The sequence below is a fragment of the Pseudomonas sp. NPDC098747 genome (genome assembly GCF_044760045.1).
Taxonomy (GTDB): domain Bacteria; phylum Pseudomonadota; class Gammaproteobacteria; order Pseudomonadales; family Pseudomonadaceae; genus Aquipseudomonas.
The window spans coordinates 1-10,008 of the sequence record NZ_JBIWAL010000018.1; the positions used below are offsets into that span (position 1 = coordinate 1).

Here is a 10,008-nt window from a genome sequence, read left to right on the forward strand (position 1 = left end):
CGAAAGTGATAAAACTGCGCCGCATCCCCCGCCAGTGCGAGGACCAGTTCCTCCGGTTCATCCCCCAGAAAAATCGCCGCCCGCGACAGGCTGTTATGAATCGCCGGCCGCTCAACGCTCGGCAACGGGAACCGTGTACGCCGGTTCTCATGGTCAACCCAAACAACACAATCGCCATCGAACTCCAGTCGATGCGCCAGCGAATGACTCCAGCCAAATCCCAGCCCGACATCGATCTCGGCGGCACTGGTGCGATACAAGCGGGTGAACTCGAATGGCAACAACCCATCAAGCACGCCGTCAGTCAGGGTCAGCAGTTCCTCGCCGGTAACCATCGACACCGGGCAGCCATTGGTGCAGGTGTGCGGCACGCAATCGGCGCTGTCGCCGTTGGGGTTTTTTGCCTGTTCGGACGCGTCATCGTGAGGCTCATGGCGCTGCATCCGGCTCATGCCCTGCGACTTGTCCCGTGAGAGGGGCGCCGGATTCGGCACCGTCAAAATCACGGAATCGGCCTGACGAATATCCAGCGGAATCGACGGCGTCGGTTTCAGCTCAACGTCACGCACATTGAGCATCAGCGGTCTCAAAACGCCGGCATGGCGCGTCAAATCCGGCGAAGAACTCAGTTCAGCCAAGCGCAAAGCAGAAGCCGCCAGCCACTCCCGCGCGCGCGGCGATTTGATTTTCGCCAGCACTTTGCTGCTCAAACGCAGCTGCACGCCAACGCCGCCAGACACTCGCATCAACAGGAAACTGATCAACAACTCGACACGGACTTCTGCAACCACTTCCGCCAGGTATTGCGGTGGCAGCATCTTCAGCCAACTGGTGAACGCCGCCAGATGAATGAACAGCAGCGGCTCGTCGCTGAGCATCAACAGGCCGTTGGCAATGGCTTCGTGGGAGGCCTGCAGCAAGGCGTCCAGTTCAACGGCGCTCAGGTAATCCAGCAGTTTTTCGCTGTTGGCCTGCAAGTCGGCGAGCAGGGCGAATAGTTGTTTGATGTCATCCCATACGCCGTGCAGGGCATTCTCGAATCCGCGCCAATCGGCCTGTTGCAGTTGACCGAAACGGTCGAGAAATCCGGCGCTGGAAAACTCCGCCCAGAGTGGTTGAAACCCAGTCCATTCACCGCGCAACCAATCTTCCAGGCCACCGATGACAGTCTCATAAGAGGCATACAGCGCCCGGACATGCTGGGTGGAAACATCAGGAAAGAAGGTGATGCGATAACGCTGGCCCCTGTCGCAATCGCTCACCTGCAGAATGCCGCTCGGGCCGATTTCATAATGTTGCGGTTCGCCGAAGGTCAACACGCCGCCGACATCGGCAGTCACCGGTTCGAGCGTCAGCGGGGTGTTGCCGATCGGTACAAAACGAGCGGTTTCGAACATGTGCACCAGGGTCAAGGGGCCACTGGCCGGGCACATGAACACAGAAGAACTGATGGGTTTACGGCTGTTGACGGGGGCGCTGAGGTTTACGTCGTTGCCGACTTTGAACACCTGCTCGATATCCAGCGCCGAGCCCATCCAGAACTGTTCGGCCCAGGCTTCGTAGTTGTTCAGGCACAGGCGAAACTCCCGGATAAGGGTTTCGAAGTCCGGGTGCTCAGGATTAAGGGCGGCAACCACCAGCAGGCCGATGCTGTTGTTCAGGGGCAGAAGCCGATCGGGTGGAAGCATTCGCAGTCACTCGCGCATGTGAAAAAAGGTGCGCGGACTTTGCGGGGGATCAGAAAGGAAAGAAGTCGGGAAGGTAGGCAATGTCTGTAGGGCGTTTCGCTATTTGCCTGCGAGTAGTTCATCGCCTCAACAGACATTGCCCGTTGCTCAATGTCGGCTGTGCTCGTTATGCTGCTGAACCCATTAATCAGATCCGAGCAGCGGCGCTATCCGCCGCCTGGGCTGTCTTTGATAACGGATCCGATGATGAATGCACCGCTGAAGGCGTTCGGCCCGATCAAGGCCGTGATTTTCGATATGGACGGTTTGCTGCTGGACACCGAAGGCATTTACACCGAGGTCACCTCGATGATTGCCGAGCGTTACGGGCGCACCTTCGACTGGAGCGTCAAGCAGAACATCATTGGCCGCGGTGCCAACGATCTGGCGAACTACGTGGTACAAGCGCTGGATCTGCCGATCACTGCCGAAGAGTTTCTGGTGATCCGCGAGCCGTTGATGCGCGAGCGTTTTCCCAAGGCCCAGGCGATGCCGGGTGCGGAAGAGTTGGTTCGTCACCTAAAGGCCCACAACATTCCAATCGCCGTGGGCACCAGTTCGTCGCGACAGTCGTTCGGTCAGAAAACCACGTTGCACCGCGAGTGGTTTGCGCTGTTCGATTTCATTGTCACGGCGGACGATCCGGAAGTCGGCGCAGCCAAACCGGCCCCGGATATTTTCCTCACCGCGGCCCGGCGCCTGGGCGTGGCGCCTGAGGATTGCTTGGTGTTCGAGGACTCGCCGTTTGGAGTTACCGCAGCAAAAGCGGCGGGTATGACGGCTATCGCCATTCCTGACGCCGCCATGGCCGATGAAAAATACGCACACGCCGACGGCATTCTGCGTTCGTTGAAGGCGTTTACGCCAGGTGCCTGTGGTTTGCCGGCGCTGGAATGGGCTTGATCGAACGGTAGAAAGCAAAAAACGCCGCCCCTCTGTTAAAGGAGGGGCGGCGTTTTTCGTACCGGCGACTCAGAAATATCAGGCGCCGAAACCACCGTCGATGGTCAGGCTGGCACCGGTGATGTAACCGGCTTCCGGGCCCACCAGGTAGGCGACGAAGCTGGCGATTTCATCGGCGGTGCCGTAACGACCTACAGCCATCAGCGGAATCAGGCTTTCGGCGAAGTCGCCGTGTGCCGGGTTCATGTCGGTGTCGACCGGGCCGGGTTGCACGTTGTTGATGGTAATGCCGCGTGGGCCGAGGTCACGGGCCAACCCTTTGGTCAAACCGACCAGTGCCGATTTGCTCATTGCGTACACACTGCCGCCGCCGAAGGGCATGCGGTCGGCATTGGTGCTGCCGATGTTGACGATGCGCGAACCTTCGCCCATGTGTTTGGCGGCTTCCTGCGAGGCGATGAACACGCTGCGCACGTTGATCGCGAGGGTCTGGTCGAAGTCTTCCAGCTTGAAATCTTCCAGTGGCGCGATGGCCAGTATGCCAGCGTTGTTCACCAGAATGTCCAGTCGCCCGAAAGCTTCAACCGTGCTGCTGACCGCATGGCGGATGGCTGCTGCGTCGGCACTGTCGGCCTTGATCGCGAGGGCTTTGCCACCGTTGGCGGTGATGCTGTTCTGCAACTCTTCGGCTTTGGCGGTGGAGCTCACGTAGGTGAAGGCTACAGCAGCGCCTTCAGCGGCCAGACGTTTGACGATAGCGGCGCCGATGCCACGGGAACCGCCTTGAATCAGAGCGACTTTGCCGCTGAGGTGTTGAGTGGTCATGTTCGATCTCCAGACTCTTCAAGGCGGGAGTGCCTTGTTGTTGGAGCCAAGTATCGACCTCTGATCCACAGCCGTGTAGACCCTGCTTGCTATAGTCTGTGTAAACCAAAAGTTTATAGTGATGCCTATGGAAACCTTCAGCAGTATCGAATGCTTTGTGCGCAGCGCCGAAGTTGGCAGTTTCGCCGAAGCCGCACGGCGTTTGAGCCTGACCCCGGCGGCGGTCGGCAAAAGTGTGGCGAAACTCGAGGCACGGCTCGGCGTGCGGTTGTTCCAGCGCAGTACTCGCAGCCTGACGCTGACCGAGGCGGGGCAGCTGTTTTTGAGCGAAGTCAGCACCAGTCTGACCACGATCCAGAACGCGGTGGCGAATCTTGCCAGCGCCGGAGGGCAACCGGCAGGCACTTTGAAAGTCAGCATGGGCACGGTGTTTGGCCGTCTCTATATAGTGCCGTTGCTGGGTGAGTTTCTGCGGCGATTTCCGGCGATCAACCCGGACTGGCATTTCGATAACCGACAGGTCGATCTGATCGCGCAGGGTTTCGATGCTGCCATTGGTGGCGGTTTCGAGTTGCCCCAAGGTGTGGTCGCGCGGCGACTTACGCCGGCGCATCGAGTATTGGTAGCCTCAAGCGATTATCTCAAGGCAAGCGCTCCGATCACCGAGCCGGACGATCTCAAGCAACACGACGGGATTCTGATCCGCTCCCCGCAAACCGGACGTGTGCGTTCCTGGCATCTGACGCACCGCACTCGGCAGCACAGCCCGCTGACGCTCAAGGCGCGGATGACCATGAGCGATTCCGAGGCCGCTTGCGCCACGGCGGCGCAAGGTTTGGGAGTTGCGTTGGTCAGCATGCCGTTTGCGCTGGGTTATCTGGAGGCGGGCACGTTGCAGCGGGTGTTACCGGACTGGTTTGTTGATGACGGCAACATTTCAATCTATTACGCCGAGCACAAATTGTTGCCTGGCAAGACCCGGGCGTTTGTCGATTTTGTGATTGAGCAGTTTTTGGAGCGGGGGTTGGCGCAGCGGTTTAGTGCTGTTTGAGCAAGGCTTGGGACCGAGTCGCGGTCATCGCGAGCAGGCTCGCTCCCACAGGTTTTGCGTCGGTCTCAAGATTTGTGACCGACAGTGATTCTGTGGGAGTGGGGTCATCAGTCGCCAGGTTCAGGCCTTGCTGATGATATTCCCCGCATGCAACCCGCATTCCTTCTGGGTTGCTTCTTCCCACCACCAGCGGCCTTCGCGTTCGTGTTGGTTCGGCAGGACAGGGCGGGTGCAGGGTTCGCAACCGATGCTGATGAAACCGCGCTCATGCAGGCTGTTGTACGGCAGCTCCAGCATGCGTATGTAACCCCAGATCTCTTCGCTGGTCATCTGCGCCAGCGGGTTGAATTTGTACAGGGTACGTTCCGGTGTCGAGAATGCGCTGTCGATTTCCATCACCGCCACGGCACTGCGCGTGCCCGGGCTCTGGTCGCGGCGCTGGCCGGTGGCCCAGGCTTTGACGTCGGAGAGCTTGCGTCGCAGCGGCTCGATCTTGCGGATGCCGCAGCATTCGCCGTGGCCATCCTTGTAGAAACTGAACAGGCCTTTTTCCTTCACGAACGGTTCGAGTTTCGTGTAGTCCGGCGAGACGATTTCGATGTCGATCTTGTAGTGCTCGCGGACTTGCTCGATGAAGCGATAGGTTTCCGGGTGCAGGCGGCCGGTGTCGAGGCTGAACACTTTGACGTTCTTGTTCAGCTTCCAGGCCATATCCACCAGCACCACATCCTCGGCGCCGCTGAAAGATATCCACAGATCATCGCCGAACTCGGCGAACGCGAGTTTCAGGATGTCCTGAGCGGATTTGTTGGCATAGGTCGTGGCGAGTTCCACGACATCGAACGTTGGGCTCATCAGGGCGGCTTCCTACAGGTCGGTGGCGCTGGGCGCTCTATATGGCGCCGATGGTAACAAAAAGCTGCGCGGGGCGGGGCACGCTGTGCGTTGCACGGCTGTGGTGGAGCCGCTAGAGTTCGGCATCGCTCGACTCAATAATCAATACAAAACGGGAGTGTCTTGTGGAAATTGCTTGCCTGGATCTTGAAGGGGTGTTGGTGCCGGAAATCTGGATCGCTTTCGCCGAAAAAACCGGAATCGAATCCCTCAAGGCCACCACCCGGGATATTCCCGATTACGACGTGCTGATGAAGCAACGTCTGCGCATCCTCGATGAGCACGGCCTGAAGCTCTCTGACATTCAGGAAGTGATTGCCACACTGAAGCCGCTGGACGGCGCGGTGGAGTTCGTCAACTGGCTGCGCGAGCGCTTCCAGGTGGTAATTCTGTCGGACACCTTCTACGAATTCTCCCAGCCATTGATGCGTCAGTTGGGTTTCCCGACTTTGCTGTGCCATCGTTTGATTACCGACGAAACCGGTCGGGTCACCAGCTATCAACTGCGTCAGAAGGATCCCAAGCGTCAGTCGGTGCTGGCGTTCAAGAGCCTGTATTACCGGGTGATTGCGGCCGGGGATTCATACAACGATACGACAATGCTGGGCGAGGCGGATGCGGGGATTCTGTTCCATGCGCCGGATAACGTGATTCGCGAGTTCCCGCAGTTTCCGGCGGTGCACACGTTTGCTGAACTGAAACAGGAGTTTCTGAAGGCCTCGAATCGGGAGTTGAGTTTGTAGTCGTCTGTGAAGACGCCTTCGCGAGCAAGCTCGCTCCCACAGCGTTCCAAATGTGGGAGCGAGCCTGTTCGCGAAGCTTTTAAAGGTTTTGCAGGGTTTCGAGGAGGATTTTCACTTTGGTGATCGACTCCTGATATTCCGCCTGCCAGTCCGAATCGGCAACAATCCCGCCGCCGCCCCAGCAGCACACCTGCCCATCCTTGACCAGCAGACTGCGAATCGCGATGGAACTGTCCATCTCGCCACGCACGTCCAGATACAGCAACGAACCGCAATACAAGCCGCGCCGGGTCGGTTCCAGTTCATCTATGATCTGCATCGCGCGAATCTTCGGTGCGCCGGTGATCGAGCCGCCGGGGAAGCTGCCGGCGATCAGGTCCAGCGCATCGCGATCCTGCGCCAGTTCACCGGTCACGCTGCTAACCAAATGATGGACGTTGGGATAACTTTCCAGGCTGAACAGCTCCGGTACCCGCACCGAACCGATGCGACAGGTGCGCCCCAGATCGTTGCGCAGCAGATCGACGATCATCAGGTTTTCCGCACGATCCTTGGGGCTTGCCAGCAGTTCGGCGGCATTGGCTGCGTCTTCGGCCGGCGTCAGACCGCGCGGGCGGGTGCCTTTGATCGGGCGGGTTTCCACCTGACCCTGACTGACTTTGACGAAGCGTTCCGGTGAAAGGCTTAACACCGCGCCGCCGTCCGGCAAGCTCTGGAACCCGGAAAACGGCGTCGGGCAGGCTTCACGCAGCGCGCAATAGGCCAGCCATGGATCGCCTTGGCACGACGCGCGGAAGCGCTGGGCGAAGTTGACCTGATAGCAGTCGCCGGCCTGAATGTACTGCTGGATGCGTTCGAAGGCCTGGCGGTAATCGTCTGCCGAAAGGTCGGCGGCCATCGGATTGTTCAGTTTGAACGGAGTCAGTGAGTCAGTAGGCAGTTGAGTGAACAACGCAATCAAGCGCTGCTTTTCGCTGTCGACCACGGACGGGTGAAAAACCAGTTGGCTGGTGGCGGTCTGGTGATCGCTGATCAGCGCCCAGGCGTACAGACCAAATCGTGCGTCGGGCAATTGCAGATCATCCCGCGCCTGACTTGGCAGGTGTTCCAGGTGTCGACCGAAGTCGTAGCTCAGATAACCGATCAAGCCGCCCGCGAACGGTAGCTCGAAACCCACTGGTAAATCAGCCTCACCCAAACGGCTCAGATTATCCCGCAGACGTTGCAGGAACAGGCTGCCGCTTTCGTCCGGCAAGACGGCCAGTTGTTCCAGCGGCCAGGCGCTGAGCAAGTCATACCGGCCACGGTCGGCACCCGGCCGGCCGCTGTCGAGCAGCACTGCGCCGGGGGCGTTGCGGATTGCCGCGAAGTAGTCGGCGGGATTGGCGCGGTAGGGCAGCGGGTGTACGGAACAGGTCAACATGGGCGGGGCAGATCGGCCGTTGAGGCGGGGTGGGGATTGTAGTCTTCTCGGCGGCTAGATCAAAATCAAAAGCTACCCCCTCACCCCAGCCCTCTCCCCCAAGGGGGCGAGGGGGAAAGGGAGCAGATCTTCATGCTTTTCAGAGGCTGAGTTCGACTTGTGATCAGCAGAATTCCATGCCTGAGCTCGACTTGAGACCAGGAGAATTTCGTGCCCGAGTTCGACTCGGTACTTCAGGTCGATGTCACTCGAACATCCACCTCGGTCAGTCCCCTCTCCCACCGGGAGAGGGCTAGGGTGAGGGGGTTTTTCCCGAGTTCGACTCGGTACTTCAGGTCGATGTCACTCGAACATCCACCTCGGTCATTCCCCTCTCCCACCGGGAGAGGGCTAGGGTGAGGGGCTTTTTCCCGAGTTCGACTCGGTACTTCAGGTCGATGTCACTCGAACATCCACCTCGGTCAGTCCCCTCTCCCACCGGGAGAGGGTTAGGGTTAGGGGCTTTTCCCCGAGTTCGACTCGGTACTTCAGGTCGATGTCACTCGAACATCCACCGCGGTCAGTCCCCTCTCCCTCCGGGAGAGGGCTAGGGTTAGGGGCTTTTCCCCGAGTTCGACTCGGTACTTCAGGTCGATGTCACTCGAACATCCACCGCGGTCAGTCCCCTCTCCCACCGGGAGAGGGCTAGGGTGAGGGGCTTTTCCCCGAGTTCGACTCGGTACTTCAGGTCGATGTCACTCGAACATCCACCTCGGTCAGTCTCCTCTCCCTCCGGGAGAGGGTTAGGGTTAGGGTGAGGGGCTCTTCAGCTTTCCAGCTTTTCAGCCCTCTACCGCAGGAATATGCCCAAACATTTCCTGCGTAAACGCCACCCGCTCTTCAACCGACTCCTTCACGCCACGCGCCTTCAGCTCTTCCAGTCGCGCTTCCACCGCATGGGTACGCAACGTCAGCCCGCAATCGTTGGCGATCTGGATATTCAGCCCCGGACGCGCATTGAGCTCAAGAATCAGCGGGCCCTTTTCCTGATCCAGCACCATGTCCACACCGATGTAACCCAAGCCACATAGCTCATAACAGCCGGCCGCGAGTTTCATGAAACCGTCCCAGTAGGGCAGTTGCACGCCGTCCACTGCGTTGGTGGTGTCCGGGTGTTTGGTGATGATGTTGTTCAGCCAGGTGCCGCGCAGCGTCAGGCCTGTCGCCAGATCCACACCGACGCCGATGGCGCCCTGGTGCAGGTTGGCCTTGCCGCCGGATTGACGCGTCGGCAGGCGCAACATCGCCATTACCGGGTAGCCCATCAGCACGATGATGCGGATGTCCGGCACGCCTTCGTAGCTGATGCTCTTGAAGATCTGATCCGGGGTCACGCGGTATTCGATCAGCGCGCGATCACGGTGGCCGCCCAGCGAATACAGGCCGGTGAGGATGCTCGAGATGTGATGCTCAAGCTCTTCGTGGGCAATGATTTTGCCCGACACTGTGCGATAACGGCCCTCGAAACGGTCGGCAACGACAATGATGCCGTCGCCGCCCGCGCCTTGTGCCGGTTTGATCACGAAGTCGTTGCGCGTGCCGATGATCTCGCCGAGCTTGTCGATTTCCTTCTCGGTGGAGATCACGCCGTACAGCTCCGGCACGTTGATGCCGGCCTTGATCGCGTGTTCCTTGGTGATGATCTTGTCATCGACGATCGGGTACAGACTGCGCTTGTTGTACTTGAGCACATAGTCGGCGTTACGCCGGTTGATGCCCATGATGCCCCGGGCTTCCAGGGCCTTCCAGGTCTTCCAGAAACCGAACATCAGCTGTCAGCCTTGTTCAGGAAAGCCTTGAAACGCACCAGTTCAGTCAAGCGGTAACCGCGATAACGACCCATCGCCAGCATGAAACCCACCAGAATCAGCAGGATCGCCGGGAAGGTGAATACGAAGTACACCAGCTCCGGCACGGTCATGATCAGGTGCGCCAGGGACGCCGCGAACAGCGTGCCAATTGCCACTTTCATTGCATGGCTGGCACCGCGTTCTTCCCAGGTGATCGACAGACGTTCGATGGTCATGGTCAGAATCACCATCGGGAACAGCGCCACCGACAGGCCGCGTTCCAGGCCCAGCTTATGGCTGAACAGGCTGATCGCCGCGATCAACACCACGACAAACGTCAGCACCACCGATAGGCGCGGCAGCATTTGCAGCTTTAGGTGTTCCAGATACGAGCGTAACGACAGGCCCAGCGCGGTAATCACAGTAAATAGCAGGATGCCGAAGCCGAGCTGCGTTTCACGGAAGGCGAGGGCGATCAGCACCGGCGTAAACGTGCCGAGCGTCTGCAGGCCGATCAGGTTGCGCAGGATCAGGATCACCAGCACGCCGATCGGGATCATCACCATGATCATGAACGTCTGCTGGGTTTGCAGCGGCAGGCCGTACAGCGAGT

Annotated in this window: 9 protein-coding genes; 3 read left to right on the forward strand and 6 right to left on the reverse strand. The window is 59.2% G+C overall.

Going from position 1 to position 10,008, the window contains the following annotated elements; translation table 11 throughout:
• A partial coding sequence (locus ACIQVE_RS13345) for a DUF6531 domain-containing protein (protein WP_402808847.1) occupies positions 1–1,688 on the reverse strand: 1,688 nt, incomplete at its 3' end.
• A 246-nt stretch (positions 1,689–1,934) separates the two neighbouring features.
• On the opposite strand from ACIQVE_RS13345, the gene ACIQVE_RS13350 reads away from it, so the two are divergent.
• A complete protein-coding gene (locus tag ACIQVE_RS13350) occupies positions 1,935–2,630 on the forward strand; it encodes an HAD-IA family hydrolase (protein ID WP_402808849.1) in 696 nt (231 codons plus the stop codon).
• A gap of 78 nt (positions 2,631–2,708) precedes the next feature.
• On the opposite strand, the gene ACIQVE_RS13355 is transcribed toward ACIQVE_RS13350, so the two are convergent.
• Positions 2,709–3,455: a 3-oxoacyl-ACP reductase family protein gene (locus ACIQVE_RS13355; protein WP_402808851.1), complete on the reverse strand. Its 747-nt coding sequence runs from the start codon at positions 3,453–3,455 to the stop codon at positions 2,709–2,711.
• Between the two features lie 127 nt (positions 3,456–3,582).
• Between ACIQVE_RS13355 and ACIQVE_RS13360 the strand changes: the two genes are divergently transcribed.
• A complete protein-coding gene (locus ACIQVE_RS13360; RefSeq protein WP_402809033.1) occupies positions 3,583–4,506 on the forward strand; it encodes a LysR substrate-binding domain-containing protein in 924 nt (307 codons plus the stop codon).
• Between the two features lie 120 nt (positions 4,507–4,626).
• Here ACIQVE_RS13360 and ACIQVE_RS13365 read toward each other — a convergent pair whose 3' ends face one another.
• Positions 4,627–5,361 (reverse strand): phosphoadenylyl-sulfate reductase, encoded by a 735-nt coding sequence (locus ACIQVE_RS13365; RefSeq protein WP_402808853.1) that lies wholly within the window; start codon positions 5,359–5,361, stop codon positions 4,627–4,629.
• A gap of 164 nt (positions 5,362–5,525) precedes the next feature.
• Here ACIQVE_RS13365 and thrH point away from each other — a divergent pair, with 164 nt between their 5' ends.
• Complete coding sequence (gene thrH, locus ACIQVE_RS13370; protein WP_150601328.1) at positions 5,526–6,143, forward strand: bifunctional phosphoserine phosphatase/homoserine phosphotransferase ThrH; 618 nt, start codon at positions 5,526–5,528, stop codon at positions 6,141–6,143.
• A gap of 79 nt (positions 6,144–6,222) precedes the next feature.
• On the opposite strand, the gene pabB is transcribed toward thrH, so the two are convergent.
• From pabB to ACIQVE_RS13385, 3 genes are all read right to left on the reverse strand, one after another.
• The gene (gene pabB / locus ACIQVE_RS13375) at positions 6,223–7,566 is read right to left on the reverse strand and encodes an aminodeoxychorismate synthase component I (RefSeq protein ID WP_402808857.1); all 1,344 of its coding nucleotides are present in this window, start codon (positions 7,564–7,566) and stop codon (positions 6,223–6,225) included.
• Positions 7,567–8,387: 821 nt separating this feature from the next.
• On the reverse strand, positions 8,388–9,374 hold the full coding sequence (locus ACIQVE_RS13380) for an alpha-L-glutamate ligase-like protein (RefSeq protein WP_402808860.1): 987 nt from the start codon (positions 9,372–9,374) through the stop codon (positions 8,388–8,390).
• A partial coding sequence (locus tag ACIQVE_RS13385; protein WP_402808862.1) for a 7TM domain-containing protein occupies positions 9,374–10,008 on the reverse strand: 635 nt, incomplete at its 5' end. The genes ACIQVE_RS13380 and ACIQVE_RS13385, both read right to left, overlap by 1 nt.